Here is a 26,580-nt window from a genome sequence, read left to right as displayed (position 1 = left end):
CAGGGAGCGCTCCCAGGGACTCTAGAGTGACTCGTCGCACATTCACAAGACTGAATTTGACCTCCAGTTAACTGGAGGTCACACGCTGTGAGCATGATCGTGGAGCCGCGCTGATGGACGTCGGGATCACCCTGCCGGGGTTCGGGACCGACCCGGTGGCGCACGCACGGCACGCCGAGGGGCTGGGGCTGGAGTCGGTCTGGCACGGCGACCACCTGGTCCCCGTGACCCCGTTCCTGGACGCGACGCTGGTCCTCGCGGCCGTCGCCGCCGCGACCGGTCGGGTCAAGCTGGGGTTCGGCGTGATGGTCCTGCCGCTGCGGCCGGTCGCCTGGGCGGCCAAGCAGGTCGCGACCCTCCAGCACCTGTCCGGGGAACGGGTGCTGCTCGGCGTCGGCAGCGGCGGCGCGGCGCACGGCGAGGCCGCGTGGCACGCGGTCGACGTGCCGTTCGCGGAACGGGGCCGGCGGACGGACGCGGCCCTGGCCGTGCTGCCGGACCTGGTGCGGGGCCGGGCGGCGCGGGTGCACGGCGCGGACGTCGCGCTGTCGCCGGGCGCGGTGATGCCGCCGGTGCTCGTCGGCGGTGGGGGCAGGGCCGCGTTGCGGCGGGCGGCGCGGTTCGGCGACCACTGGTACCCGGCGTTCGTGCCGTCGCGGGCGGTGTCGACGGGGGTGGCGCGGCTGCGGGAGCTGGCGCAGGAGCACGGTCGGCCGGTGTGCGGGGTGACGGTCGGGGTGGGCGTGGCGCTGGGCGACGTGCCCGCGGCGGCGGTGGAGCACCGGATCCGGTCGATGACCGACTACGGGCTGACCGAGGAGCAGGCGCGGGAGGCGCTGGTGACCGGGTCGGTCGAGCAGGCCCGCGACCACTTCGGGCGGCTGGCGCAGGCGGGTGCGGACCGGGTGGTCGCGATGCCCTTCACCGAGGACCGCTTCCGGCAGGCCGAGCTGGTCGCGCGCGCTACGGTGGGCACGTGACCGGGTGGATCACGAAGGCCAACGGCGTCGACCTGTGCGTGGAGACCTTCGGCACGCCGGCGGACCCGGCGGTGCTGCTCGTCGCCGGCGCGACCGGGTCGATGCTGTCGTGGGCCGACGGGTTCTGCGCGCGGCTGGCCGACGGCGGGCGCTACGTCATCCGGTACGACCACCGCGACACCGGGCGGTCGGTGACCTACCCGCCGGGAGAGCCGGGCTACGGGTTCGCGGACCTCGCGGCGGACGCGGTCGGCGTGCTGGACGCCCTGGCGGTCACGCGGGCGCACGTCGTCGGCATCTCCATGGGCGGCGGCCTCGCGCAGCTCCTCGCGCTCGACAACGCCGACCGGGTGGCGACGCTGACGCTGATCGCCACCAGCCCGGCCGGTCCCGGCGCCCCGGACCTGCCGCCCATGTCACCCGCGCTGCTGGAGCACTTCGCCGCCGGCGCGCCGCCCGCGCCCGACTGGACCGACCGCGACGCCGTGGTCGAGCACCTGGCGGCGGCGGACCGGCCCTACGCCGGAGGGCGGCCGGTGGACGCGGCCGCGGCGCGTGCGGCGGCCGGACGGGTGTTCGACCGGGCGCGGGACATCGCGGCGAGCCGCAACCACTTCGGGATCGGCCACGTCGAGTCGTGGCGGTCCCGGTTGGGCACGATCACGGCGCCCACGCTGGTCGTGCACGGCGACGTGGACCCGTTGACCCCGCCGGGGCACGGCGAGGCGATGGCGCGGGAGGTGCCCGGCGCGACGTTGCTGCTGCTGGAGGACTGCGGGCACGAGCTGCCGCCGGGCGTGTGGGACGTGGTCGTCCCGGCGATCGTGGCGCACACCGACTCGGCCGAGCCCGGGCGCGACGAGGTGCTGGCCCGGATCCGGCGGCTCGGCTCGGCGGACGCGGGCACGGCGTTCGAACGGCTCTACGCCGCCGCGGCCCGCGGCGAGGTGGACGTGCCGTGGCACCGGGACGAACCGCACCAGCTGATCCTGGACCGCTTCAAGGACGAGGACGGCACGGGCCGGCGCGCGCTCGTCGTCGGCGCCGGGTACGGGCAGGACGCCGGGTTCCTCGCCGGCCTGGTGTTCGACACCCTCGGGTTCGACATCTCGCCGACCGCGGTGGGCGTGGCGGCGCAGCGGTTCCCGGCCGCGCGGTTCGTGGTGGCCGACCTGCTCGACCCGCCCGCCGAGTGGTCGGGCGCGTTCGACGTGGTGGTGGAGGTGCTGATCGCCCAGGCGCTGCCCGCCGACGTGCGGCCGGCGGCCATCGCGGCCATGCGCCGGTTCGTCGCGCCCGGTGGCACGTTCGTCCTCCTGGCGCACGCCCGCGACGACGACGAGCCGGTGGCCGGCCCGCCGTGGCCGCTGGTGCGCGCGGAGGTCGAGTCGTACGCCGACGAGGACCTCCGCGCCGTGCTGGTCGACCGCACCGGCAACCGGTGGTGGGCGGAGTTCCGGCGCGTCAGCTGATGCCGATGATCGAGGTGTAGCCGTTGGGCACGATCCTCTCGGCCATCCGCTGGTAGGCCTCCGGGTCGTCGGGCGCCCACGTGGCCAGCCCGTCGACGTAGCGGTTGGCCGCGCAGAACATCGCCGCGATCAGCACGGTGTCGTGCACCTCGACATCCGTGGCGCCGTTCTCCTTCGCCTTCGCGACCAGTTCGGCCGTCACCGCGCGCCCGCTGTCGGTCACCGCCGTGGCGATGTCGAGCAACGCCACCATCTTGGGCGTGTGCTCGTAGTCCTCGGGCAGCTGCGCGGCGGCGAAGGCCCCGTGGGAGCCCGCGCAGAACTTGCACTTGTTCAACTCGGACACGTGCGTGGCGATCAGCTCGCGCTCGCCGCGGGTCAGGTCGCTCGGGCCGCGCAACAGCACCTCGGTGAGCTCGCTGAGCGGGCGGCCCGTCTCGGGGCGGTAGTTCATCAACCCGGCCATCCCGGGCAGGGCGTTGTCCAACTCGATGTGCGGCATGTGATCAGTGTCCCGAGGGCGTGACACCCGGTCGAGCGGGCGATCGGACGAAAACACAACACAGTTATGTGAAGGGCTCGCCCGGATCGCCGCGCTCGTTCACCCGTACGGCCGTTGTGGCCCGCGTCCGGACGCGCGTCAGGCGCAGGACCCCAGGTCGACCCGGTAGGCCGGTGCGTCCCGGCCGGCGAGCACCGGCGTGGTGGCGGTCGCCGTGGCGACGCCGTCGCGGACGGTGTGGGCGACGCGTTCACCCGCGTACACCATCGGGTCGCTGGACCACACCACCTCGCCGCGGACGACCACGAGCCGGCGCTCGTCGCCGACGCCCTCGCACCCGTACCCGCTGATCGCGCTCACCCCACCGCCCTCCGCCAGCACGAGCGGCCGGCCGGTCGCCTCGGTGACGGCGCGCAGACCCGCCTCGCCCAAGCCCCACACCGTGAAGAGCTCGGTGTTGGCCCCGACGGACTCGGTCACCACCACCTCGTCGCGACCGTCGCCGTCCACGTCCGCGAAGCGCAGTGGCCGCAGGCCGAAGAAGCTGTGCAGCGGCATCCGGGCGGTGAACCGGACGCCGCGGACGACGGCGACGAGCTCCTGCTGCTCCGGGTCGCCCGCGACGGCCCCCACCACGACCCGGTCCACGCGGCCGTCGCCGTTGAGGTCCGGCCCTCTCACCACGTCCCCCGCGCCGGCCGCCGCACCCGTCCCCCACAGCGCCGGAACGGCCGCGACGAGCGCGAGCGCGGGCGCAAATGCCTTCACCACGATGATCTCCCCCTGTTGGCGGGCACCACGAAGACACCTCGTGGCACCTGTTTCCCCCGACGCGATCGCGTCACCACCCAGGAGACGGCCGGTGGCACCCGACGTTCCGTGCTGTGACTCAGCTCACAGAGCGGGCGTAGACGGCGGGGGTGATGCCGTAGCAGCGGCGGAACCACCGGGTCAGGTGGGCTTGGTCGGCGAAACCCGCGAGCGCCGCCGCCTCGGCCGCCGGGCGGCCGTCCGCGAGCAGCCGCCTGGCCGCGCGCAGGCGGCGTTGGCGCTGGTAGTCGCTGGGGGAGAGGCCGTACTCGGCGCGGAACGCCCGGTAGAGCGCGAACCTGCTCAGGCCGGTCGCCCTGGTGAGCTCCTCGGTGGTGACGTCGTCGGCGTGGTGGGCCTCGATCAGGTCGCGCGCGGCGGAGGGGTCGCCCCGCGGTCCGGTCGTCGTGGGCAGCGGCACGACGTGGGACGCCATCGCCAGCACGGCGCGCATCAGGTGCTCGTCACGGGCCAGGTGGCCGTCCTGCAGGACGGTGTGCAGGCGGCGCAACGCGTCGGCCAACGCCGGCGAGTGCACCACCGGGTCGCGGAACAGCGGCAGCCGCGGCAGCAGCTCGGCGACCAGCGACGGTCCGATGTGGACGATCCGGTAGGTGAAGCCGTCCTCGGTGGCGGTGCGGCCGTCGTGCGCCTCGTCGGGGTTGAACGCGAGCACCTCGCCCGCCGCGCTGGTGTGCGCGCCGCCCCGGCACCGGAACGCCTGCACCCCTTGCTCGGTCACCCCGAACGAGTAGGCGTCGTGGCTGTGCCGGTGGTACCGGTGCGAGGTGAAGTGCGCGTGCATCGCCTCGACCGGCTCATCCGCCGCGCGCCAGTACCGCGTCCACTGCACGCCGCCCATTGAAACACCGGCGGTCGCGTCGCACCCGCGATGGTCGGCAACACGTCCGTGTGAGCGCTCCCATGGAATGTGCGAGGGATTCGCCTTTGCTCTTGACTGGTGTAGACCATTTCCGGTTGAGTGGCCCCCATCACACGTCCGAGGGCGCTCGAACGGAAAAGAGGGATCTTTGTGTCGAGATTCCGCGCAGTGGCGGCGATCGCCGCTTTCGTGGTCGGGGCGGCGCTGACCGTCGTGGTGGCCAACACCGCCGCCGCGGCCGCCTGTGCGTCCGCGTGGACCCCGTCGGCCGTCTACACAGTCGGCATGTCGGCGTCGCACTCCGGGCACAACTGGCAGGCCAAGTGGTGGACCCAGAACGAGACCCCCGGCTCGGCCGCGGTCTGGGCCGACCAGGGGACCTGCGGCGGTGGCACGACGCCGCCGCCCGCCTGCGACTACCCGGCGTGGGTGCAGGGCCAGTGGTACACCGCCGGCAGCATCGTGCGCTACACCGACGGCAGGTACTACATCGCCGAGCACGACAACCCGGGCTACGACCCGGTCATCAGCACCTGGTACTGGAACCCCCACGACTGCGGGTCGACCCCGACCACCACGACCAGCACGCCCGTGCCGGGCGGCTTCGTGGTGAGCGAGGCGCAGTTCCAGCAGATGTTCCCGAACCGGAACCCGTTCTACACCTACTCCGGGCTGACGGCCGCGCTCGGCGCGTACCCCGGCTTCGCCAAGACCGGCTCGGACACCGTCCGCAGGCAGGAAGCGGCGGCGTTCCTGGCCAACGCCAACCACGAGACCGGCGGCCTGGTCCACATCGTCGAGCAGAACCAGGCGAACTACCCGCACTACTGCGACCCGGGCCAGCCCTACGGCTGCCCCGCGGGCCAGGCGGCCTACTACGGCCGCGGTCCCATCCAGCTCAGCTGGAACTTCAACTACAAGGCGGCGGGCGACGCGCTGGGCCTGCCGCTGCTCACCAACCCGTGGCTGGTGCAGAACGACGCCTCGGTGGCCTGGAAGACCGCCCTCTGGTACTGGAACACCCAGTCCGGCCCGGGCACGATGACCCCGCACAACGCGATGGTCAACGGGTACGGCTTCGGCGAGACGATCCGCAGCATCAACGGGTCGCTGGAGTGCGGCGGGCGCAACCCGGCGCAGGTCCAGAGCCGGGTCGACGCCTACCAGCGGTTCGTCGGCATCCTGGGCGTGCCCGCGGGCGCCAACCTGTACTGCTGAGCGGCGTGGTGGCGGGGGTCGCGCGGCGGCCCCCGTCCCGCGTCACCGGTCCAGGTGCGCGAGCACGGCCCACCCGAACGACCCCGGCGACTCGACCCACGGCACGTGGCCCGCGCCGGGCAGCACGACCCGCGCCACGTCCGGCAGCGCGTCGGCCAGCGAGTCCACCGACCACCGGGGCCGCACGTCCGCCGCGCCGTCCACGATCAGCGTGGGCACGTCCAGGCCGCGGCAGCGCGCGATCAGCTCCGCCTCGTCCCACGCGTGCGACTCGGCGTTCAACGCGGCGTTGGCCTCCTCGTTCACGCCGAACCACGGCGTGGCCAGCTCCTCGGCCCGCCACCGCGCCGTCCCCGGGTCGGCGAAGTCCGCCGTCCACAGCCGGACCGCCGCGTCCCGCCCGACCGGGCCCGGGGCGGTCGGGACGGCCGGCTCGGCCAGCCGTTCGGCCCGGTTGCGCCGGTACTCCGCGCGCCAGTCCTGCCCCAACCCGGTGCCGGAGACGTAGACCAGCGACGAGACCCGGTCCGGGTGCGCCAACGCGTAGTGCAGCGCCACGTCCGCGCCCCAGGAGTGGCCGAGCAGCGCCATCCTGGCGAGTCCGAAGTGGACCCGGACGGCGTCGAGGTCGGCCAGCGTGCGGGCCATCGTGTAAGGCCCCTCGCGCTCGGACCGGCCGCCGCCCCGCTGGTCCCAGCGGATCAACCGGACCCGGTCGGCCAGCAGCTCCGCGAGACCGTCGAACATGTCCCACAGCCCGGGGCCGCCGTGGCACAGCACCAGCGGCTCACCCCGCCCCGGTGCGGCGGGCCCTGGTCCGGCGCGGCCCGTGTCGGCTGCCCACAACACGCGGCCGTCGTCCGCGATGACCTTGTGCTCCTCCATACAGCTCAGTGTCAGCCAACCAAGCGCCGGATCACACCGATCGGGCCAATTGAGTCGATGGCGGTGATCTTCACGGGAACGCCACGCCCGCCTCGCGGCAGGCGGCCTGGGTGAGGCTGGGGCAGTCCCACGCGTCGGGTCCGCGTACTGCTCCCCGCGCCGGGGCGAGGGCGAAGTCGAGCGCCACGCCGGCGGTCCCCGGCGGCACCGCGACGTCCGGGGTGTCACCGGGTGTCGCGAGCACCGCCTGGTCGGTCGCGCTGAGCGACCGGCACTGCGCCCGCGCGTCCTCGGCCTGCCTGCCGGTCCGTCGCCTCGCGGTCGGCGTTGGCCCGGTCGAGCTCGCTCTGCTCGGCCTCGAGGTCGTCCTGCGCCCGCAGGCGCGTTCACAGTCGGGGTCACGGGCGGTTGGACCAGTCGGTTCAGATCCTTGACCCGGATGACGTTCACGATTATGGTCTAGACCACATCGCGTGGTGTGACGGACCGTCCCCGGCTCGTCACGCGTCGCGTGTTCCGGCCGCCGCGGAAATGGACCCTGCCTTGGAGACCCCTCCGGGTCTCCTCCGAAGGAGCTGGACACATGAGCCTGAAACGCAAGCTCGCGGTGGTACTGGCCGCCGTGGGCATCACCCCGTTCTTCGTCGTGATGTCGGCGGGGACGGCGAGCGCGCACGGCTACATCTCGTCGCCGCCCAGCAGGCAAGCGATGTGCGCGCAGGGCCGAGTCTCGAACTGCGGCCCGATCGTCTACGAGCCGCAGAGCGTGGAAGGGGCCAAGGGGCAGAACAACTGCCACGCCGGCCTGAGCCAGTTCGCCCAGCTCAACGACGACAGCCGGGCGTGGCCCACCACCTCGGTGGGCAACAACGTGACGTTCAACTGGACGCTCACCGCCCGGCACTCCACCACCACGTGGCAGTACTTCGTCGGCGGCTCGAAGATCGCCGAGTTCAACGACGGCGGCCGGCAGCCCGCGGCCACCGTGACGCACAACGTGAGCCTGGGCGGTCGCACCGGCCGGATCAAGCTGCTGGCGGTCTGGAACATCGCCGACACGCCCATGGCGTTCTACTCGTGCGTCGACCTCCAGGTGGGTTCCGGTGGCGGCACGCCGACCACCACGACCACGCCGACCACCACCACGCGGCCCACGACGACCACGACCGCGCCCCCGGTGGGCGGCACGTGGGCGCCCAACACCGCCTACTCGGTCGGCTCGCAGGTGACGTACGGCGGCGTCGGCTACCGCTGCATCCAAGCCCACACGTCCCTCGTGGGCTGGGAGCCGCCGAACACCGCGTCCCTGTGGCAGCGGCTCTGAACACCCTGACGTAGAGCCGATGTGACCGCAGCCCGTCCGCGCCGACCCTGTGACGGCGCGGGCGGGCCGTCCGGTGAAGGAGGACGACCTTGCGACGCCTCGCAGCCCTGGTGGCCGGCTTGCTCGTGCTGGCCGGATGCGGCTCCGCCACGCCCGCGGCGACACCGCCACCCGTGTCGACCGTGGTGGAGACCGACGAGTTCAACGAAACCGACGTGATGTTCCTCCAGATGTCCGTGCCGCACCACAGGGCCGCGCTGGAGATCGCGCGCCTGGCCAAGGACGGCCCCGTGCGCGCGGAGGTGAAGACCCTGGCCGCGGCCATCGAGGTCACCCAGCTGTCCGAAGTGGACTCGATGACGAAGTGGCTGGCGGACTGGGAGCAGCCGGAGACGGCGGGCGACAACCCGCAGCTGCACGCCGGCCACGGCGGTGACCACTCGACCAGCCCGGAGGCCATCGCGGAACTGGCCGCGACCGGCGCCGGCGAGTTCGAGAAGGCGTTCCTGAACCTGCTCATCGGCCACCAGCACAACGCGGTGGCGATGGCGAAGCTGGAGAAGGAGGGCGGCGTCAACCCGCAGGCGAAGGACCTGGCGGAGCGGATCTTCCAGTCCCGCACCGCGCAGATCGCGCAGATGCTCGGCTACCTGGACTAGAGGTCGAGCCCGAGGCCGCTGGTGAAGCGACGGTGCTCGCCCGTCACCGGGTCGGTGAACTCGAGCACCTTCGCCAGCAGCTGGAGCGGGTCGGTGAAGTCGTCCAGGGGCTTCTCGCGCAGGACGGGGTAGAAGTCGTCGTTGCGGATCGGCACGCCCAGCGAGGCCATGTGCAGGCGGAGCTGGTGCGTGCGGCCGGTGAGCGGCAGCAGCCGGTACCGGCCCCAGCCGGCGCGGTGCTCGACCAGCTCGACCCGCGTCTCGGCGTTCGGCGGACCGGGCACCTCCTGCGCGGTGATCACGCCCTTGACCTTCACGATGCGGCTGCTCACGCGGGCAGGCAGGGTCAGCGCGGGGTCGTGCGGCGCGATGGCCTCGTACTCCTTGCGCACCGCGCGGTCGGCGAACAGGGTCTGGTACTTGCCGCGCAGGGTCGGCTCGACCACGAACATGACCAGGCCGGCGGTCACCCGGTCCAGCCGGTGCGCGGGGCTCAGCTGCGGCAGCCCGAGGTCGCGGCGCAGCCGGACGAGCGCCGTCTCGACCACGTGCTTGCCGCGCGGGATCGTGGCCAGGAAGTGCGGCTTGTCGACCACGAGGAGGGCGTCGTCGCGGTGCACGACCCGGATCTCGAAGGGCACCGCCACCTCGTCGGGCAGGTCGCGGTGGAACCACACCGCGCCGCCGGGCGTGAACGGGGCGTCCGGCGCGATCGGGCCGGCGAGGCCGTACACGCGGCCCTCGGCGAGCATCAGGTCGATCCGCTCGGGCGCGACCCGGGGCAACCGGTCGACCAGGTGGTCGCGGACCGTCGTCCACGGCCCGTCGTCGGGGAACCGCAGCCGTGCCGGGTCGAGGCCGTGCCGCTGGTCCAGCGGCGGCCGGAGCTTGCGCCTCATCGTCGGGCAGCATACGCCGTTCCGGACCGGGGCCCGGTGTCCTCCGGCGCCCTGGCGGTCGACGTGATCGCGGGCCCGTGACGGGGGAGGGCGACGCGGCGGCACGCCGGTCCGGGCGGGCACCCGGGCCGAGGCCGTCGAGGTCGCCGGGCGGCACGGGTACGGCGAGTTCGTCGAGGTGGTCCGGCTCAACCCCTGGTCCAGGGGGTTCGGCACGGCGGCGGCGTTCGCGGTGCTGCCCGCGTTCTTCGGGGTCCTGCTGCCGGCGCGGGCCGACGGGGACGTGCTCGCGCTCGTCGGCGGCATCCTCCTCACCGCGCCGGCGGCCGGCCTCCTCGCCCGGGGGTGGTGGCGCTGCGGCAGCGGGAACCCGCGGCCCGGCGGAAGGTCCACCTGATCGGTCCGCGCGACCGGCTCGCGCAGCACCCCGTCCCCTCCGCGCACCACGAGGCCGTCCTCGCCCTGGCCGGGGCGGGCGGCGCGACGATGCGCTAGCCCGCCAGCGCCGGTTCCCGGTCGACCTCGGACCGGGCGAAGCCCCTGGCGATCAGCAGGACCCCCAGCGCGACCTCGAACAGGCCGCCCGGGACGGAGAGCGCCACGCCGACGCCGTAGCCGAGCACTTCGAGGACCGCGCCCAGCAGGAAGACGGCGTAGCCGACCACGCCCCACACCGCGATGGCGCGGTGCACCAGACGGGCGCGCAGCAGGACCCGGCAGAACAGCACGCCCACGGCGCCCACGGCCATCATCGCCACCTGGTAGCTGTAGTGGTTGCCCGCCGCGCCCACCCCGGCCGACGCCGGCAGCAGCACGAACACGACGCCGACGGCCAACAGCGCCGCCTCCGCCGCCCGGCCGACCAGGTACGCGTGCGCGGTCAGCTCGCCGTGCGGTCGCAGCACCGGGAACGCCAGCACGCCGATGCCGACCACGACGGCGGAGTTCACCAGCATCAGCAGGGCTCCCGCGGCCACCCGCGCGCCCGACCCCGAACCGACCAGGGCGGTGCCGGTGCCGTACGCGACGAACGCCAGGAGGAACAGCGCCCCCATGGCCCGGCCGATGGCTCTCGTTGACATGGGGTTCCCCTTCGCCGGCGGTGCTGGCCTTACTTAGTAAGGCAGACGGTACCTTACTAAGTACGCGACCGTCACCACCGCGCAACCGTCACCACGGAGGTCGGATGTCGAAGGCAGGAGCACCGCTGAGCCGGGACCGCGTGCTGCGCGCCGCCGTCGCCATCGCCGACGCGGGCGGCCTCGCGGGGCTGACCATGCGGTCCCTCGGCGACGCGCTCGGCGTCAAGCCGATGTCCCTCTACCACCACGTCAAGAACAAGGACGAGATCCTCGACGGCATCGTGGACCTGGTCTTCGCCCGGATGGAGCTGCCGACGCCCGGCGGCGACTGGCGGCACGAGATGGTCAAGCGGGCGGACTCCGCCCGTGACGTGCTCAAGCGCCACCCGTGGGCGATCGGCCTGCTGGAGTCGCGCAAGGCGCCCGGCCCGGCGACGCTGCGACACCACGACGCGACCATCGGCACCCTGCGCCGCGCGGGCTTCTCGGTCGCCATGACCGCCCACGCCTACGCCCTGCTGGACAGCTACGTGTACGGGTTCGCGGTCCAAGAGGCCGCGCTCCCCTTCAACGGCCCCGATTCCGCCACCGAGGTGACCGCGGACATCATGGCGCACTTCGGGGAGGGCGAGTACCCGCACCTCGTGGAGATGGCGACCGAGCACGTCCTGCGACCGGGCAACGACTTCGCCGACGAGTTCCCGTTCGGGCTCGGCGTGATCCTCGACGCCCTGGCGGGGTGGCTCCCGGCCGAGGTCAGTCCAGGCTCGTGAACTCGACCTGGTAGCCCAGCGCGCCGAACATGCCGGTCAGCATCTTGCGGGTGTTGTCCTCCGCCCGCTGCGCCAACCCGGACTCCCGCGCCGCGTCGGAGATCTTCTGCTCCGCCGCCACGTAGAACGGCTGCTGGTCCTGCGTCTGCACCAACGACGTCAGCCGGTCGAACAGCCCGCGCTCCTGCGCGAACACGTAACACCGCTCCTGGTCGAGGTTCGGCTTGTCCAGCACCGCCTTGGGCAGCGCCAACCGGACCTTCCGCGCCTCGCCGGACGCGGTCGTCGGCGACACCTCCAAGGCGCCCTCGGCCAGCCCGCCGAAGTCGACGTAGGCGTTCACCGTCCCGGCCGCCACGAACAGCGTCCGCTGCCCGGCCAGCGCCGACGGCACGTACCGGACGTCGCGCTCGATGTCGAGCACCACCTGGAACTCGCCCGCCGACGCGTGGTACTGGCTCAGGTCCCGCAACGACTGCAACAACGCCGGCTGGCTGCGGTCGATCGTGTCCGTGCCCGTCAACAACCGGGGCACCACCAACACCGCCGCCACCAGGACCCCGACCGCCACCAGCACCGCCGCCGCCACACCGATGCGCCACTTCATGCCGCCGGGTTACCCCGGCGCGCTACCAGGGAACCCGCTTCCCGTCGCGGAAGAACCCGCCCGTCGGCCCGTCGTCGGGCAGCGTCGCCGCCCACACCACGCTCGCCGCGCCCCGCGCCACCGGCCGCCCGCCGGGTCCGCCCATGTCAGTGGCGACCCACCCCGGGCACACCGCGTTGACCTTCATCCCAGGCAGTTCGGCGGCCAACGTCAAGGTCAACGCGTTCAACGCCGCCTTCGACGTCCCGTAAGCCGGCGTGCCGCCGCCCATCGACGCCAACGACGCGGCCTCGCTCGACACGTTCACCACCCGCGCGCGCCGGGCCGCCCGCAGCAGCGGCAGCAGGCCGAGGACCGTGCGCCACGGCCCGTAGAAGTTGGTCTCCATGGCCTCCCGGACGACCCCCAGATCGGCCGAGGACGCCCGCTGCCAGGTGTCGTAGTGGATGGCCGCGTTGTTCACCAGCACGTCCAGCCGGCCGTGCCGCGTGGTCACGTGGTCGACCAGCGCGGCCACCGACGCGTCCTCGGTCACGTCCAACCGGTGGTGGTCCACGCCCAGCCGTCCGGCCGCCGACCTGGCCTTGGCCGCGTCGCGCGCGGTCAGCACCACGACGTGGCCGAGCTCCGCCAGCTGCCGGCACACCTCCAGCCCGATGCCCCGGTTCCCGCCCGTCACGACCGCCACCGGCGCGTCCGCCATGCCGTCCTCCCCCAGAGTCGCACCCCGCCGACATTCTCCCTGGTTGGCCACCGATCCGGCCGATGAGGTTCGATGACGGGCAGGATCCGGGTGGACTTTGGGAGATCGCCGTGTACGAGACGTTGAAGAAGATCCTCGTGGACACGCTGAAGGTCGCGCCGGAGCAGATCACCCCGGACGCCACGAAGGACGACCTCGACCTGGACTCGCTGGCGTTCGTGGAGCTGTCGATGGTGCTCGGCAAGGAGCACGACCTGCACATCAGCGACGACGAGCTGTTCGACATGGAGACCGTCGGCGACATCGTGGCGCTGATGCGGGAGCGCGCCGGTGACCGGCCTTGACATCGCGGTGACCGGGCTCGGCCTGGTCACCCCGGGCGGCGTCGGGGTCGAGGCCGGCTGGGCGGCGGTGCGCGCGGGCCGGTCCACCGCCGCCCGCGACCCGCTGCTCGCCGGCCACGAGGTGACGATCTCCTGCCGCGTCCCCGACTTCGACGCCGACGCGCTGCTCGGCGCGCGGCGGGCCGTCCGGCTCGACCGGTTCACCAGGTTGGCGCTGGTCGCGGCGCGGGAGGCGGTCGCCGGGGAAGACCTCGCCACGTGGGACTCGGCCAGGGTCGGCGTGGTGATCGGCACCTCGGCGGGCGGCGGCGAGACCTTCGAGCGGCAGCACGGGGTGCTGCTCGCCGACGGCCCGACCGGGGTGTCGCCGCTGGTGCTGCCGATGCACCTGCCGAACATGGTCGCGGGCCAGGTCGCCATCGAGTTCGGCTTCCGCGGGCCGAACCTGGTGGTGTCGACCGCGTGCGCGTCCGGGGCCACCGCGATCGGCGTCGCGTGCGACCTGCTCGCCGCGCGCCGGTGCGACGTGGTGCTGGCCGGCGGCGTCGACGCGCTGCTCAACCCGCTGACCATGGCGGGGTTCGCCCGGATGGGCGCGCTGTCGCGGCGGGACGACCCGGCGACCGCGTCCCGGCCGTTCGACGTCGACCGGGACGGGTTCGTGGCGGGGGAGGGCGCGGCGGTGCTGGTGCTGCGGCGCGCGGAGGACGCGCGCGCCGACGGGCGGCGGGTCCGGGCGCGGGTCGTCGGGTACGGCGCGACCGCCGACGCCCACCACATCACCAACCCCGACCCCGAGGGCCGGGGCGTGGCCGCGGCGACGAGAGCGGCGTTGGCGGACGCGGGCGCGTCGGCCTCGGACGTCGACCACGTCAACGCGCACGGCACGTCCACGCAGCTCAACGACCTGGTGGAGGGGCGGGTGCTGGCGGAGCTGCTGCCGTCTGGGCCGCTGGTGACGTCGACCAAGGGCGTGACCGGGCACCTGCTCGGCGCGGCCGGCGCGGCGGAGGCGGTGTTCACCGTGCTCGCGGTCGAGCAGGGCGTCGTGCCGCCGACCGCGAACCTGACGACCCTCGACCCCCGGCTGGACCTCGACGTGGCGACCGCCGTCGTGCCGCGCGGGATCGACCTGGCGTTGAGCAACTCGTTCGGGTTCGGCGGGCAGAACGCCGTGCTGGCCATCGCCAAGGCGTGAGGGAGGGACGATGACCTACCGCGGTGCGGTGATCCTCGGCGTCGGCGCGAGCCTGCCCGGACGGGTCGTCACCAACGACGACTTGGCGGCCCGCTTGGACACCTCGGACGAGTGGATCCGGTCGCGCACCGGCATCGGCTCCCGCAGGTGGGTCGAGCCGGGCACGTCCACGTCGGACCTGGCCGTCGACGCGGGCGCGCGGGCCCTGCGCTCCGCCGGGACGTCCACCGCGGACGCGGTGATCGTGGCGACGACCACCCCGGACCGGTCGTGCCCGGCCATCGCGCCGGACGTCGCGGCCCGGCTGGGCATGGTCGGCGTGCCGGCGCACGACGTGGCCGCTGTGTGCACCGGCTTCCTGTACGGCCTGGCGAACGCGGTCGGCCTGATCGCGAGCGGCGCGGCGCGGACCGTGCTGCTGATCGCCGCCGAGACCTTCTCCACCATCCTCGACCCGGACGACCGCGGCACGGCGGTCATCTTCGGCGACGGCGCGGGCGCGGTGGTCGTCGGCGAGGGCGAAGGCGCGATCGGCCCGTGCGTGCTCGGCAGCGACGGCACCGGGGCCGACCTGATCCAGGTGCCGGCGGGGGAGCGCTACTTCCGGATGAGCGGCAAGGAGGTGTTCCGGGCCGCGGTCGACCGGATGTCGGACGTCGCGCTGGACGCCCTGGCCCGCGCCGGCCTCGGCCCGGACGACGTCGACCACCTCGCGCCGCACCAGGCGAACCGGCGCATCTGCGACGCCGTCGCGCGCCGCCTCGGCCTGGCGGACTCGAAGGTGCTGGCGGACCTGGACGAGATCGGCAACACCGCCGCCGCCTCGATCCCCGTGCTGCTGGCCGACGCCGCCGCGACCGGCCGGCTCAAGGCGGGCGACCGGGTGCTGGCGGTGGCCTTCGGCGGCGGGCTCACCTGGGGCGCGACCACGCTCGTGTGGCCGGACGTGACCGCCGACTTCGGCGTGCTCGGGGAAGGCTGACCGGTGACCGGTCCACTCGCGTCGGGCTACCTCGCGTCGGGCGTGGAAGTGCTGGAGCGGTCCGGTTCGACCACCGTCGCGCGCATGGTCGTCGCGCCCGACGACCCGGTGTTCGCGGGCCACTTCCCGGGCTTCCCGATCTTCCCCGGCGTCGCGGTGGTGGAGTTCGCCCACCGCGCGGCGACCGCTCTCGGCACGGCGCGGCTGGCCGCCGTCGAATCGGCCCGGTTCGTGCGGCCGACGTTCCCCGGCGCCACCTTGACCGTGCGCCTGACCTGGGACGACGCGCGACGGCGGTGCGCGGCGGTGGTGAGCGACGACGACGGCGTGGTCGCCCGGATCAAGCTGCGCTACGAGACGTCATGACCTACCCCGAGATCCTCCGGCTCCTGCCGCACCGCCACCCGGTGCTGCTGGTCGACCGCGTGCTGGACGTGGTGCCGGGCGAGTCGCTGACCGCGCTCAAAGCGGTCAGCGCCAACGAACCCTGCTACGCCCGCACGGGTCCCGGCGACTACCCGTCGACGCTGCTGGTCGAATCCTGGTGCCAGGCCGCCGTGCTGCTGTCGTCCTGGGGCAACCCGGCCCCCGACCGCGTCGTCCTGTTCGGCGCGATCGCGGACGTGGAGTTCCACCGGCCGGTCGTCCCCGGCTGCGTCGTCCACCACTCGGTGCGCGTCTTGGACCGCCTCGCCGACACGACCGTCTTCACCGGCGAGTCGACCGCCGACGGCCACCTCGTGATGACCGTGGGCCGGATCACCACCACCACCCGAACCACCACCACCCTCCGCCCGTGATCGGCCGCCGACCTCCGCCCCGAGAGGTACCTAGACTCGTGACCGTGGGTGCGATGCGGTTCGTGCGCGGTGGGTTCGGGCGGGACGCGGTCGGGTACGAGGAGGCGTACGCGGAGCAGCGGAGGTTGCACGCGTTGCGCGTGGCGGACGAGATCGGTGACGTCTGCGTGCTCCAGGAGCACCTGCCCGTGTACACGGCGGGCAAGCGCACGAAGGCCGCCGCGTTCCCCGCCGACGACGTGCCGGTGGTGACGGTGGACCGCGGCGGGGAGATCACCTGGCACGGTCCGGGCCAGCTCGTCGGCTACCCCGTGGTGAAGCTGCCCGTGCCCCTGGACTCCGTCGGCCACGTCCGCAGGCTGGAGGAGGCGCTGATCGGCACGTGCGCCGAGTTCGGCGTGGCGACGGCACGGCTCGCCGGGCGCAGCGGCGTGTGGGTGCTCGGCGACCGACCGCCCGCGCCGGACGTGCCGCCGTCCGCGGCCCGCGCCCACGGGCAGCACCGCAAGGTCGCCGCGATCGGCGTCCGCATCGAGCGGTGCACCAGCCTGCACGGGTTCGGGCTCAACTGCGATCCCGACCTGACCCCGTTCGACCGGATCGTGCCCTGCGGCATCGAGGACGCCGGCGTCACGTCGTTGTCCGCCGAACTCGGCCGCCGGGTCACGCCGACCGAGGTGGCGCCGGTGGTCGAACGCCACCTGACGAGGGTGTTCGCGACCGACCGCCGGTGACCGCCGACCGCCGGTGACCGCCGGACGCAGGTGGCGAGAAGCGCGTCACGACGTCCACCCCGGCAGGAAGCGGGCCACCGTGCGGGCGATGCCGGCGGCGTCCAGGTCGTGCATGCGCAGGATGTCGGCACGCGAGCCGTGCGGCAGGAAGTCGTCCGGCAGCCCGAGCACCCGGGTGCGGCGGCTCAGCCCGGCCTCGCGCAGCGCGCCGGCCACCGCCTCCCCGACGCCGCCGCCGCGCACGCCGTCCTCCACGCACACCACCACCCGGTGCTCGGCGGCCAACGCCACCACCGCCGGGTCGACCGGGGTCACCCAGCGCGGGTCGCACACGGTCACGCCGATGCCTTCGCCGGCGAGCGCCACGGCGGCGGCCACCCCGTCGGACGCGAGCCCGCCGACGGTCACCAGCAGCACGTCCCGCCGCGACGGCCGGTGCAGCACGTCCACCCGGCCCAACCGGTCCACCGCGGCGACGTCCGCGCCGACGACGCCCTTGGGGAAGCGGACCGCGGTCGGCCCGTCGTCGGCGACCGCCTCGTCCAGCAGCTCGCGCAGCCGAGCGCCGTCCCGGGGCGCGGCCACCCGCATCCCGGGCACGCCGCGCAGCAGCGCCAGGTCCCACGCGCCGTGGTGGCTGGGACCGTCCTCACCGGTCACCCCGGCCCGGTCGAGCACGAACGTCACCGGCAGCCGGTGCAGCGCCACGTCCATCAGCACCTGGTCGGCCGCCCGGGTCAGGAACGTCGAGTACACCGCCACCACCGGCCGCAGCCCGCCCATGGCCAGGCCCGCCGCGCACGTCACGGTGTGCTGCTCGGCGATCCCGGTGTCGAGCACCCGGTCGGGGAACGCCTCGGCGAACGCGGTCAGCCCGGTCGGGTGCGGCATGGCCGCGGTCAGGCACACCAGGTCGGGGTGCCGGTCGGCGAGCACCAGCAGGTGCCGCCCGAACACCGACGTCCACCCCGGACCGCGCGAGGCCGACGGCGCGGACACGGCGTGCAGGTGGTCCACCGGGTCGTTCTCCGCGGGCGGGTGACCCTTGCCCTTCTCGGTCACGCAGTGCACGACGACCGGGCGCCCCAACGCCTTCGCGGCGGTCAACGCCTCCTCCACCCGGGCGACGTCGTGCCCGTCGACCGGGCCGAGGTAGGCCAACCCGAAGGCGGCGAACACGCCTCCGCCGCCGCCCGCGCGCAGGGTGGCGAGGTGCCTGCCGACCGCGCCCGCCGTCGGCGCGTACGACCGGCCGTTGTCGTTGAGCACCACCACGACCGGGTGATCGAGGCCGCCGAGGTTGTTCAGCGCCTCCCACGCCATGCCGCCGGTGAGCGCGCCGTCGCCGACGACGGCCACCACGTGCCGGTCGTGCTCGCCGCGCAGCCGCGCCGCCCGCGCCAGACCGTCCGCATAGGACAGCGCGGTGGACGCGTGCGAGTTCTCCACCAGGTCGTGCGGCGACTCCGCCCGGCTCGGGTAACCGGACAGGCCGCCCTCGCGGCGCAGGTCGGCGAACCCGTCGGCCCGGCCGGTGAGCATCTTGTGCACGTAGGACTGGTGACCGGTGTCGAACACGACCCGGTCGTGCGGCGACCGGAACACCCGGTGCAGCGCCACCGTCAGCTCGACCACCCCGAGGTTCGAGCCGAGGTGGCCGCCCGTGCGGCCCACCGCCTCGACCAGGCGTGCCCGGAGCTCGCGCGCCAGCTCGTCCAGCGCGCCGCGCGACAGGCCGCGCAGGTCGGCCGGGCCGGTGATCCGGGGCGCGGGGGACCGGGCGGCCCCGGGCAGGGTGGTGGTGTCGGTCATCAGGCCACTCCAGGCGGTGCGAAGGCCTTGCGGCAACGTGGGGTGAGGCGAACCTGCCGCACCCGGCCGGCCGGGACAAGCGGGCCGCCGCGTTTCACGCGAACGAGATCGCGGGCGCCACACGGACGTGTGCGTGTGGTTCGCGGAAAACGGGGAACCGCTGCTTCCGACGTCGTCGCCCAAGGGCCGGAGACGCAGGTGGGACGGTCCCCGAACGGGTCGTCGGGCGTCGGTCCCGCCCCGCCGGTGTTAGCTTCGAGAGCGCCGGGAGGTGGCCACGTCCGGCCGCTGGACCGCGGCCGTGCGCACCCGACGCGCGCCCGCTCCGCGCGTGCTCACCGGAAGCCGGTCCTGTCCGTGCTCGTGGAGGTTCCATGACTGTCACCGACGCCGTGCGCGGCGACCTCGCCGAGGTCCGCGCCGGGGTGGACGCGACGCTCGACCGCTTCCTGGCGGAGAAGGCGCGCACCGCGCCCGACCCGTGCCTGCCGCCGCTGGTGGACGTGCTGCGCGGGTTCGTGGCCGGCGGCCCGCGGTTGGGACCCTCGGCGTGCCACTGCGGTTTCCTCGCCGCGGGCGGCTCGTCCGACGATCCCGCGGTGGCGTGGACCGGCGCGGCGCTGGAGATGTTCCACACCTTCGCGCTGGTGCACGACGACATCATGAGCCACGCCGAGCTGCGGCGCGGCCGGCCGACCGTGCACCGGGCGCTCGCCGAGCGGTTCCCCGGTGTCGACGGCGACCCGACGGCGGCCGAGCGGTTCGGCGTGAACCTCGCCATCCTGGCGGGCGACCTGTGCTCCACGTGGACCGACGAGCTGCTGGACCGGGCCGAGGTCGACCGGGCGCGGTGGCGCGAGGTGCGCGCGCTGCTGCACACCATGCGCACCGAGCTGATCGCCGGGCAGTGCCTCGACCTCGGCGGCGACCCGCGCTCCACGGCGGACCCGGTGCGGTCGGCGTGGCGGATGATCCGGCTCAAGACCGCCCGGTACGCGGTGGAGCTGCCGTTGCGCGTCGGCGTGGCGCTGGCCGGCGGCGGCGAGGCGCCCACCGGCGGCGGCGAGGCGCTGACCCGGTTCTGCGGCGCGTACGGGAGGCCGGTCGGCGAGGCGTTCCAGCTGCGCGACGACCTGCTCGGCGTGTTCGGCGACCCCGAGGTGCCCGGCAGGCCTTCCCCGCAGGCCCTGCGCGGCGGCAGGCCGACCGTGCTGATGGCCTTGGCCCGGCAGCAGGCCACCCCCGAGCAGCTCGAGGTGATCTCGACCCTGCACGGCGATCCGGAGCTGGACGAGGAGCGGGCCGCGCGGCTGCGCGACGTGGTGGTCGCGACCGGGGCGGTGGCCCGGGTGGAACGGCTGATCAAGGCCCGCGCGGACCGGGCGTCGGGCGCGCTGCGGTCGTCGGCGACGAGCCCGGCCGCCAAGGCGTCGCTGGCGGAGCTGGTCGCCCTCACGACCCGCCGGCCGAGGAGCGTGACCACACCGGCCCAGCGCACGCGCAGCGGCACGTGAGCCTTCGACGAGCCGGGCGGCTCCTTCGGGTCCGGCCGACGTCGACCCGGTGAGGCCGCTGTGGGCGGTGCGGCGGGCCTGGTCGAACCCGGCGCGCGGGCCGGCGCCGGCCACCGGCATCACGGCCGACCACCCGGCCGCCGCGGTGGCGGCCCTGCGGTCCTAGCGCAGGGCGCGGTCGAAGAAGGACACCACGTGCCGGCGCACGGTCGGCACCGCGACGGCCGGGTCGAGCGCGCCGACCATCGCCGCGCGCCCGGCGTCGTCCATCAAGCCCGCCGCGTGCAGTTGCGGCACGGTGGCGGCGAAGTCGGTCAACGCCCAGTGGTTCGCGTCGGCGATCACGTGCTGCCGGACGTGGTCGTGCGCGAGCGCCGCCGCCCACGCGCGCCGGTAGCGGTCGTTCCGGAAGCCCTCGGTGCCGATCAGCAGCAACGGCCGGCCGGCTCCGTGCCGGGCGACGGGCAGCAGCTCGCCGTCCTGGCCGGGCTGCTCCGGGTGGTAGTCCAGGAAGCCCTCCAGGTTGATCGCCGCGTCGATTCGCCCGCCCTGGTCCTCGTACATCGCCTCGGCGGCGATCGTGCCGCCCAGCCCCTGGCCGTACATGCCGACCCGACGCAGGTCGAGGGCGCGGCCGAGGTGCCTCGGGAGCGCGCGGCCCCCGGCGTCGGGGTTGCCGCCCGCCGCCAGGACCTCCAGCCGGTCGAGCACGAGGTCCGTGTCCGCGAGCCGGGTGGCGATCACCGCCCGGTAGAGCGGCGGATCCGCGTCGGGCCGACCGGGCAGGCCGACCGGCCGCAGCCCGGACGGCAGGTCGACGGTGAAGGTCTCGCCGGGGTGGTCGATCGTCACCACGACGTAGCCCCGGCTCGCCGGCTCCTCGGCGGTGTTCACGCCGAACGCGCGCGGCTCGACCAACCCGGGGCTGTAGAGCACGACCGGTCGGCGCCCGGGACGCGCCGGCGCGTCCACGTGCGAGTGGGTGAGCGTGGCGGCCCAGTCCACGCCGCTGGTCGGCAGGTGCGGGAACCCCCACGGCGCGTACGACGGGAACGCCGCCGCCGCGCCCGGCGTCAGCTGCGGCGCGACCGGGTGGTCGCGGACGTCCGACGCGGGGTAGTGCACCGAGACCACCACCTCGCGCGGCCGGCCGTCACCGGACCACGGGTCCGGCCGCTCGGTGTCGACCAGGTGCAGCGCGGTGACGCCGACGTGGTGCGGGCCGGTCGGCGCGGGCAGGCTCAAGACCAGGTCCGGGGCCGGGCGCGCGTCCGGGCCCGGCTCGGCCTCGGCGACGCCGGTCAGCGTCGCGGCGAGGACCGCCAGGGCCGCTGCGGGCACACTCGTCCTGTGGAACATGTCTCCCCCTGTTCGGTTCCGGGCAGTTCTTCAGTCGGCTGACAGCGCCGCGTACATGCGGGCCACGTAGTCCCACAGGCCGTCGCCGAGGTCGTCCACCGGCTGCCCCGGCAGCACGTCCCGCAGCACGCCCCGGCCGTTCTCCCGGAAGAACGCCCCCATCGAGCGCAGGATCTCCCGGTCGCCGGCGGCGAACGTCTCGCCGACGTCGACCAGGCGCCGGGCGGTCCGGCGGACCTCCGGGTCGTCCACCGGGTCGCCCGCGCGGTAGTGCCCGACCACCTTCGCGAGCACGTCGGGCCATTCCTCGTCGAGCCTCCTGCGGGCGTCCGGGCCGACCTCGAAGGCGTGCTCGTCCAGGAAGTCGCGCTGTTCCCGGGTGAGGTGCCCGTCGAAGATCGTGGTGCTGCCCAGCAAGGCGAGGAGCCGGTCGGGGTCCGGCCGGGTCGGCCCGCTCAGCTGGACGAGCAGACCCCTCGTCTGGCGGCGCAGCGCGTTGAGCCGCCACACCTGCTCGTCCAGCTGTCCCAGGTGCGCGGCGAGCACCCGGGCGAGCGGCCCGGCGTCGGCCGCGCCGGTCAGCACGCCGCCGATCTCCTCCAACGACATGCCGAGCTGCCTCAGCAGCCGGATCTGGTAGAGCCGGTGCAGATCCGCCTCGGTGTAGCGCCGGTGGCCGGACGGCGTGCGCTCGCCGGGCCGCAGCAGGCCCAGCTCGTCGTAGTGGTGCAGCGTCCGGACCGTCATCCCGGCGACCTTGGCCAGGGCGCCGACGCTCCACCGCGGCTGGTCGAGGCACCCTCAGCGCTCATGGCACCGACCCTGGAACCTCACGTGGCGTCAGGTTCAAGTCCATTGCCCGGACGGGTGACGACGGCACGCCGTAGCGCGAATTTCTACCAGGTGGTAGAAATCTGTGGGAGCGCTTCCACGCATGCCGACGACGACGTCAGGAGCCCGTGATGAGCAGGACCTCCGTGCAGCTCTACTCCGTCCGCGACGCGTTCGCGGCCGATCCCTCCGACACCCTGCGGCGCCTCGCCGCCATCGGCTTCACCCACGTCGAGCCCTACGGCGTCCTGGAGAACGCCGACGTGCTGCGCACCGCCTTGCCCGAGCACGGCCTCACCGCGCCGACCGCGCACGCGCAGCTCATCGGCGCCGACCAGGCCGCCGTCTTCGCCGCCGCGGCCGAGTGCGGCATCGAGGTGGTGATCGACCCGCACGTGGACGCCGAGCGCTGGCGGGACCCGGCCGACATCGCCGCCACCGCGTCCGCGCTCAACGCCGCCGCCCGGGTCGCCGCCGAGCACGGCGTCCGCGTCGGCTACCACAACCACTGGTGGGAGCTGGCGTCCCGGATCGACGGCCGCAGCGCGTTCGAGGTGCTGGCCGACCGCCTCGACCCCGAGGTGGTGCTGGAAGTCGACACCTACTGGGCGACGGTCGGCGGCGAGGACGCGCCCGCGTTGCTGCGCCGCCTCGGCGACCGCGTGCACGCGATCCACGTCAAGGACGGCGGTCTCGCGCAGGACGCGTCGGGCCAGGTCCCGGCCGGTCAGGGGCGCGTGCCGGTGGCGGAGGTGCTGGCCGCCGCGCCGCACGCGCTGCGCGTGGTCGAGTTCGACGCCTACGACGGCGACCTGTTCGCCGGCCTGGCCGAGAGCTACGCGTTCCTCGCCGAGGTCGCGGCGTGAGCGCCCCGGTCGGCGTCGGGGTCGTCGGCACGGGCGTCATCAGCGACGAGTACCTGCGCAACCTGACCGCTTTCCCGGACGTGCGGGTGCGGGCCGTGGCCGACCTCGACCCGGAACGCGCGGCGGCGCGGGCGATCCGGCACGGCGTGCCGCGATCGTCCACTGTGGAGGAGCTGCTGGCCGACCCGGACATCGGGATCGTGGTCAACCTGACCGTGCCCGCCGCGCACGTCGCGGTCAGCCGGGCCGCGGTCGAGGCCGGGAAGCACGTCTGGGTGGAGAAACCGCTCGGGCTGGACCTGCGCGGCACGCGCGACCTGCTCGACCTGGCCGCACGGCGGGGCCTGCGCGTCGCGTGCGCGCCCGACACCCTGCTCGGCGCCGGGTGGCAGACCGCGCGGCGGGCCGTCGACGCCGGGCGCATCGGCGAGCCGCGCACCGCGCTGGCCCTGTTCCAGACGCCGGGCCCGGAGAGCTGGCACCCCGCGCCGGAGTTCCTGTTCCAGGCGGGCGGCGGGCCGTTGCTCGACATGGGGCCGTACTACCTGACCGGGTTGGTGCACCTGCTCGGCCCGATCAGCCGGGTCACCGCCACCGGCGGTCGGGCCCGGGACACGCGGGTGATCGGCTCCGGGCCGCGCGCGGGCGTCGAGTTCGCGGTGACCGTGCCGACCACGGTGACCGCCCTGGTCGAGTTCGAGCGCGGCGGCACCGCGCAGGCCGTGTTCAGCTTCGACTCGGCGTTGTCCCGCACGGGTTTCGTGGAGGTCGCCGGGACGCTGGGCACCGCCGTGCTGCCCGACCCGAACGGCTTCGGCGGCGCGACCGCGGTGCACCTGTTCGACGGCGTGCAAACGCTTGCGCCGCAGGGGCACCAGGCGACGCGCGGCACGGGTGTGCTGGAGCTGGCGCGGGCGATCCGGGCCGGCGAGCCGGAACGCGCCTCCGGCGAGCTCGCGTACCACGTGCTGGACGCCATGCTGGCCGTGGAGCGGTCCATCGGGTCGGGGCGCGCGGTGGACGTCGGCAGCACGGTCGAGCCGCCACCCGCCCTGCCGGTCGACTGGGACCCGACCGCGACGACCCTCAGCCGAGCGGGACGGTGAGCAGGCCGCCGAGGTAGAACCGCAACGAGCCGACCAGGTCGACCTCGTCCGGCGTGGTCAGCCACTGGACCTGCAAGCCGTCCATCAACGCGACGAACGTCAGCGCCGCCGCCGCCGGGTCGACGCCGGGGCGGAGTTCGCCGCGGTCCGCGAGGGCCCGGAACGAGCCGACCACGCCCTCGCGGGCCGCCCGGTAGTGGCGGACGAAGTAGTCGTGCGCCGGGTGGTCCTCGGCGACGGCCTCGGCGGCCAGCCGCGAGTAGAGGTCGACGATGCCGGGGTGGCGCACGTTGTGCTCGGCCAGGGCGAGGAAGTGGCGCAGGACGTCGACGCCGGGAGCGGCCTGGAGCTGCTCCCGCTCGGCGTCCTCCGCGTCACGGCGCTCCAGCACCGCGGCGAGCAGCGCTTCCTTGGTGGGGAAGTAGTACAGCAGCCCCGCGTGCGTGATCCCGGCGCGCTTGGCGATCTCGCGCAACGACGACCCGTGGTACCCGGCCTCCCCGTACACCGCGACCGCCGCGGTGATGATGTCCTCGCGCCGGATGCGGCCCTTCGCGTAACCGCCGGTCGCGGGGCCCGCCGTCGTCTCGCGCACGCGGACATCATGCCGCACGCCGACGGCCAGGTGGGTGAGCCCGCAGTCGGAGATGTGCTGGGTGGTGACGACCTGCCGGAGAACACGACGTGGGCCCGCGCGCGGATCAAGGGGACCTCCCGCATGGAGCGACGACTCCGACCCGGCGGCGCCCGGCTCACGGTGGTGGTTCCGGGGTCCACGTCCTGAGCCGTCCGGCCGCCAGTTCGGCGAACCTGCCGGTGCGCGGGTTGTGCGCGATCGGCGTGAAGCCCTCGACCACGCCCGTCCGCGCGCCGTCCACGGGGTCCCAGACCTCCAGCCCCGCCGCCGTGCCGACGTAGAGCAGGCCGTCGTGCCCCCACATCCGCCCGACCGGACCGGCGAACGCCGCCACCCGCCGCGCGTCCACCACGTCGTGCACCTCGACGCCGGCCACCGCCGGCCGGTCGTGGCGGTCGATCGGCTGGAGCACCGCGGTGCGCTCGTCCACCCACGCCATCGGCACGTCCCACGCCTCCCGCACGGCGAGCTGCCTGCCGTGCTCGGTCGCGTGCGCGTCGCCGCCCAGCCACGCCGCCACGTCGTGCACGAGCGTCACGCCGGACGGGCTCCACACCCAGCCGTCGTCCAGCAGCCACCGCCCCGACGGGTCGAGCAGCAGCGCGCCGTGGAAGTAGTCCAGGTAGTGCTCCGGTTTCGGCCCGTCGCCCGACCACGCCGTCACCCGCCCGGTGAGCAGCCGGCCGGAGGCGAGGTCGATCGCGTCGAGCCGGTTCCAGTCGGTCGCGGCGACGACGACCGCGTCCCGGTCCGAGCCGACGAACGCCAGCGGGAAGCACGTCTGGCGGTAGCGGTAGTCACCCCGGTCCAGGGTCAGCACCGGCGCGCCGGCGACCAGGTCGAGCACGACGCCGTGCCGGCCGAAGTCGGTCACCACCGCGGCGTGCCGCCCGTCCGGCGAGGTGTGCAGCGCCGGGCGCGGCGGGTCGGGCGAGCGCAGGTCCGCCGGCTCGACGGGCAGCGACACCGGCGCGACGAACGCCGTCCCGGTCCCGTCGACGCGCACCAGACCGGCTTCGGTGAGCACCAGCCAACCGCCGGGCAAGGCCGCCACGCTCCACGCGTTCAGCGGTTCCGCCGCGCAGTCGGCGCTCGTCCACGTGCCTCCGGGATCGGCGTCGTGCCGGCGGACCTCCGGCCGGCCGAGCCAGCCGACCAGCTCGCTGTAGTCCTCCACCCGCTCCTCGCACCCGACGCACAGCACGATCAGGGGCGGGTCGTCCCGCTTCGCGCACGCCTCGCAGAGCCGGTCGTAGGCCAAGCCGACCCCGGTGAACCACCCGTAGTGGTCAGGGGGCCGTTCCACGACGAGGTGCGCGCAGCCTCGGGAGTCGGCGGCGTACGCGGCATGCCCGCACGGCAGCACGTCCACCGGCCCATTGTGGACCACCGCGGGCCGGGGCGTCGGTGTCGACGGACCGTGCGCGCGAGGGCGGGGGCTTCGGCCGTTCGGCCCTGACTTTTGTCTAGAACTGGCAAAAGTCTTGCGAACTTCGGTTGATCCTGAACAGAATGGCGCACGCCTTGCGTTGTGAGCTGGACCACAAGGCCGTCGCCGCGATGCCCGGACGACCGACGTCAGCTGATCGAGGAGTCACCC

The 26,580-nt window shown here is 74.3% G+C and carries 30 protein-coding genes; 16 read left to right on the top strand and 14 right to left on the bottom strand.

Features of this window, described 5'->3' with window-relative positions; translation table 11 throughout:
* Positions 1-113 precede the first annotated feature (113 nt).
* Positions 114-980 carry an LLM class flavin-dependent oxidoreductase gene (locus IOD16_RS26310; RefSeq protein WP_201436538.1) on the top strand — a complete coding sequence of 289 codons (867 nt, stop codon included), beginning with the start codon at positions 114-116 and terminating at the stop codon, positions 978-980.
* Positions 977-2,452 carry an alpha/beta fold hydrolase gene (locus tag IOD16_RS26305; protein WP_201436537.1) on the top strand — a complete coding sequence of 492 codons (1,476 nt, stop codon included), beginning with the start codon at positions 977-979 and terminating at the stop codon, positions 2,450-2,452. The genes IOD16_RS26310 and IOD16_RS26305 overlap by 4 nt, the downstream gene beginning before the upstream one ends.
* On the opposite strand, the gene IOD16_RS26300 is transcribed toward IOD16_RS26305, so the two are convergent.
* The 3 genes from IOD16_RS26300 to IOD16_RS26290 form a co-directional block, all read right to left on the bottom strand.
* Complete coding sequence (locus IOD16_RS26300) at positions 2,445-2,954, bottom strand: carboxymuconolactone decarboxylase family protein (protein ID WP_123746442.1); 510 nt, start codon at positions 2,952-2,954, stop codon at positions 2,445-2,447. The two genes, IOD16_RS26305 and IOD16_RS26300, sit on opposite strands and share 8 nt — an antisense overlap.
* A gap of 138 nt (positions 2,955-3,092) precedes the next feature.
* Complete coding sequence (locus tag IOD16_RS26295) at positions 3,093-3,725, bottom strand: FG-GAP repeat domain-containing protein (RefSeq protein ID WP_201436536.1); 633 nt, start codon at positions 3,723-3,725, stop codon at positions 3,093-3,095.
* Positions 3,726-3,843: 118 nt separating this feature from the next.
* Positions 3,844-4,626 carry an AraC family transcriptional regulator gene (locus tag IOD16_RS26290; protein WP_201436535.1) on the bottom strand — a complete coding sequence of 261 codons (783 nt, stop codon included), beginning with the start codon at positions 4,624-4,626 and terminating at the stop codon, positions 3,844-3,846.
* Positions 4,627-4,797: 171 nt separating this feature from the next.
* On the opposite strand from IOD16_RS26290, the gene IOD16_RS26285 reads away from it, so the two are divergent.
* Positions 4,798-5,865, top strand: coding sequence for a glycoside hydrolase family 19 protein (locus tag IOD16_RS26285; RefSeq protein ID WP_201436534.1), 1,068 nt, complete (start codon positions 4,798-4,800; stop codon positions 5,863-5,865).
* Positions 5,866-5,907: 42 nt separating this feature from the next.
* On the opposite strand, the gene IOD16_RS26280 is transcribed toward IOD16_RS26285, so the two are convergent.
* Together IOD16_RS26280 and IOD16_RS26275 are read right to left on the bottom strand one after the other, a co-directional pair.
* Complete coding sequence (locus IOD16_RS26280; RefSeq protein ID WP_201436533.1) at positions 5,908-6,750, bottom strand: alpha/beta fold hydrolase; 843 nt, start codon at positions 6,748-6,750, stop codon at positions 5,908-5,910.
* Between the two features lie 70 nt (positions 6,751-6,820).
* A complete protein-coding gene (locus IOD16_RS26275; protein ID WP_201436532.1) occupies positions 6,821-6,994 on the bottom strand; it encodes a hypothetical protein in 174 nt (57 codons plus the stop codon).
* 339 nt (positions 6,995-7,333) lie between these two features.
* Here IOD16_RS26275 and IOD16_RS26270 point away from each other — a divergent pair, with 339 nt between their 5' ends.
* Positions 7,334-8,074 (top strand): lytic polysaccharide monooxygenase, encoded by a 741-nt coding sequence (locus IOD16_RS26270; protein ID WP_201436531.1) that lies wholly within the window; start codon positions 7,334-7,336, stop codon positions 8,072-8,074.
* An 89-nt stretch (positions 8,075-8,163) separates the two neighbouring features.
* Positions 8,164-8,733 carry a DUF305 domain-containing protein gene (locus IOD16_RS26265; RefSeq protein ID WP_201436530.1) on the top strand — a complete coding sequence of 190 codons (570 nt, stop codon included), beginning with the start codon at positions 8,164-8,166 and terminating at the stop codon, positions 8,731-8,733.
* On the opposite strand, the gene IOD16_RS26260 is transcribed toward IOD16_RS26265, so the two are convergent.
* Positions 8,730-9,632: an RluA family pseudouridine synthase gene (locus tag IOD16_RS26260; RefSeq protein ID WP_201436529.1), complete on the bottom strand. Its 903-nt coding sequence runs from the start codon at positions 9,630-9,632 to the stop codon at positions 8,730-8,732. The two genes, IOD16_RS26265 and IOD16_RS26260, sit on opposite strands and share 4 nt — an antisense overlap.
* 178 nt (positions 9,633-9,810) lie before the next feature.
* Between IOD16_RS26260 and IOD16_RS26255 the strand changes: the two genes are divergently transcribed.
* A complete protein-coding gene (locus tag IOD16_RS26255; protein ID WP_201436528.1) occupies positions 9,811-10,029 on the top strand; it encodes a hypothetical protein in 219 nt (72 codons plus the stop codon).
* A 94-nt stretch (positions 10,030-10,123) separates the two neighbouring features.
* Here the strand turns inward: IOD16_RS26255 and IOD16_RS26250 are convergent, their stop codons facing one another.
* Entirely contained in the window at positions 10,124-10,714 is a 591-nt protein-coding gene (locus tag IOD16_RS26250; protein ID WP_201436527.1) for a DUF4386 domain-containing protein, read from the bottom strand.
* A 104-nt stretch (positions 10,715-10,818) separates the two neighbouring features.
* Here IOD16_RS26250 and IOD16_RS26245 point away from each other — a divergent pair, with 104 nt between their 5' ends.
* Positions 10,819-11,487: a TetR/AcrR family transcriptional regulator gene (locus tag IOD16_RS26245; protein WP_201436526.1), complete on the top strand. Its 669-nt coding sequence runs from the start codon at positions 10,819-10,821 to the stop codon at positions 11,485-11,487.
* Here IOD16_RS26245 and IOD16_RS26240 read toward each other — a convergent pair.
* Positions 11,471-12,094 (bottom strand): DUF4230 domain-containing protein, encoded by a 624-nt coding sequence (locus tag IOD16_RS26240; protein WP_201436525.1) that lies wholly within the window; start codon positions 12,092-12,094, stop codon positions 11,471-11,473. The genes IOD16_RS26245 and IOD16_RS26240 overlap by 17 nt on opposite strands.
* A 22-nt stretch (positions 12,095-12,116) precedes the next feature.
* Positions 12,117-12,797, bottom strand: coding sequence for an SDR family oxidoreductase (locus tag IOD16_RS26235; RefSeq protein WP_201436524.1), 681 nt, complete (start codon positions 12,795-12,797; stop codon positions 12,117-12,119).
* A gap of 110 nt (positions 12,798-12,907) precedes the next feature.
* On the opposite strand from IOD16_RS26235, the gene IOD16_RS26230 reads away from it, so the two are divergent.
* Genes IOD16_RS26230 through lipB form a run of 6 tightly spaced genes read left to right on the top strand, consistent with a single transcriptional unit; the run spans position 12,908 to position 16,855 of the window.
* Positions 12,908-13,141, top strand: coding sequence for an acyl carrier protein (locus tag IOD16_RS26230; RefSeq protein WP_123746455.1), 234 nt, complete (start codon positions 12,908-12,910; stop codon positions 13,139-13,141).
* Positions 13,128-14,339 (top strand): beta-ketoacyl-[acyl-carrier-protein] synthase family protein, encoded by a 1,212-nt coding sequence (locus tag IOD16_RS26225; protein WP_201436522.1) that lies wholly within the window; start codon positions 13,128-13,130, stop codon positions 14,337-14,339. Before IOD16_RS26230 ends, IOD16_RS26225 begins: the two co-directional genes overlap by 14 nt.
* Positions 14,340-14,349: 10 nt before the next feature.
* Positions 14,350-15,321: a beta-ketoacyl-ACP synthase III gene (locus IOD16_RS26220; RefSeq protein ID WP_201436521.1), complete on the top strand. Its 972-nt coding sequence runs from the start codon at positions 14,350-14,352 to the stop codon at positions 15,319-15,321.
* A gap of 3 nt (positions 15,322-15,324) precedes the next feature.
* The gene (locus IOD16_RS26215; RefSeq protein ID WP_201436520.1) at positions 15,325-15,687 is read left to right on the top strand and encodes a 3-hydroxyacyl-ACP dehydratase FabZ family protein; all 363 of its coding nucleotides are present in this window, start codon (positions 15,325-15,327) and stop codon (positions 15,685-15,687) included.
* On the top strand, positions 15,684-16,121 hold the full coding sequence (locus tag IOD16_RS26210) for a 3-hydroxyacyl-ACP dehydratase FabZ family protein (protein WP_201436519.1): 438 nt from the start codon (positions 15,684-15,686) through the stop codon (positions 16,119-16,121). The genes IOD16_RS26215 and IOD16_RS26210 overlap by 4 nt, the downstream gene beginning before the upstream one ends.
* Before the next feature lie 53 nt (positions 16,122-16,174).
* Positions 16,175-16,855 carry a lipoyl(octanoyl) transferase LipB gene (gene lipB / locus IOD16_RS26205; RefSeq protein WP_201441582.1) on the top strand — a complete coding sequence of 227 codons (681 nt, stop codon included), beginning with the start codon at positions 16,175-16,177 and terminating at the stop codon, positions 16,853-16,855.
* Positions 16,856-16,900: 45 nt separating this feature from the next.
* Here the strand turns inward: lipB and IOD16_RS26200 are convergent, their stop codons facing one another.
* Positions 16,901-18,667: a 1-deoxy-D-xylulose-5-phosphate synthase gene (locus IOD16_RS26200; RefSeq protein WP_201436518.1), complete on the bottom strand. Its 1,767-nt coding sequence runs from the start codon at positions 18,665-18,667 to the stop codon at positions 16,901-16,903.
* Between the two features lie 374 nt (positions 18,668-19,041).
* Between IOD16_RS26200 and IOD16_RS26195 the strand changes: the two genes are divergently transcribed.
* A complete protein-coding gene (locus IOD16_RS26195; RefSeq protein WP_201436517.1) occupies positions 19,042-20,181 on the top strand; it encodes a polyprenyl synthetase family protein in 1,140 nt (379 codons plus the stop codon).
* Between the two features lie 162 nt (positions 20,182-20,343).
* Here IOD16_RS26195 and IOD16_RS26190 read toward each other — a convergent pair whose 3' ends face one another.
* Together IOD16_RS26190 and IOD16_RS26185 are read right to left on the bottom strand one after the other, a co-directional pair.
* Complete coding sequence (locus IOD16_RS26190; protein WP_236594394.1) at positions 20,344-21,522, bottom strand: alpha/beta hydrolase; 1,179 nt, start codon at positions 21,520-21,522, stop codon at positions 20,344-20,346.
* A gap of 48 nt (positions 21,523-21,570) precedes the next feature.
* Positions 21,571-22,305: a MerR family transcriptional regulator gene (locus tag IOD16_RS26185; RefSeq protein ID WP_268957744.1), complete on the bottom strand. Its 735-nt coding sequence runs from the start codon at positions 22,303-22,305 to the stop codon at positions 21,571-21,573.
* 197 nt (positions 22,306-22,502) lie between these two features.
* Here IOD16_RS26185 and IOD16_RS26180 point away from each other — a divergent pair, with 197 nt between their 5' ends.
* Positions 22,503-23,237, top strand: a complete 735-nt coding sequence (locus IOD16_RS26180; RefSeq protein ID WP_201436514.1) for a sugar phosphate isomerase/epimerase family protein — start codon at positions 22,503-22,505, stop codon at positions 23,235-23,237.
* Positions 23,234-24,343 (top strand): Gfo/Idh/MocA family protein, encoded by a 1,110-nt coding sequence (locus IOD16_RS26175; RefSeq protein WP_201436513.1) that lies wholly within the window; start codon positions 23,234-23,236, stop codon positions 24,341-24,343. Before IOD16_RS26180 ends, IOD16_RS26175 begins: the two co-directional genes overlap by 4 nt.
* Here the strand turns inward: IOD16_RS26175 and IOD16_RS26170 are convergent.
* Both IOD16_RS26170 and IOD16_RS26165 read right to left on the bottom strand, forming a co-directional pair.
* Entirely contained in the window at positions 24,324-24,938 is a 615-nt protein-coding gene (locus IOD16_RS26170) for a TetR/AcrR family transcriptional regulator (RefSeq protein WP_123746466.1), read from the bottom strand. The genes IOD16_RS26175 and IOD16_RS26170 overlap by 20 nt on opposite strands.
* A 157-nt stretch (positions 24,939-25,095) precedes the next feature.
* Positions 25,096-26,352 (bottom strand): hypothetical protein, encoded by a 1,257-nt coding sequence (locus IOD16_RS26165; protein ID WP_201436512.1) that lies wholly within the window; start codon positions 26,350-26,352, stop codon positions 25,096-25,098.
* Positions 26,353-26,580: the final 228 nt, after the last annotated feature.

It is taken from the genome of Saccharothrix sp. 6-C (genome assembly GCF_016695385.1).
GTDB lineage: Bacteria > Actinomycetota > Actinomycetes > Mycobacteriales > Pseudonocardiaceae > Actinosynnema > Actinosynnema texasense.
The sequence above is the reverse complement of the archived record's forward strand: the minus strand, read 5'-3'. Positions and strand labels throughout refer to the sequence as shown.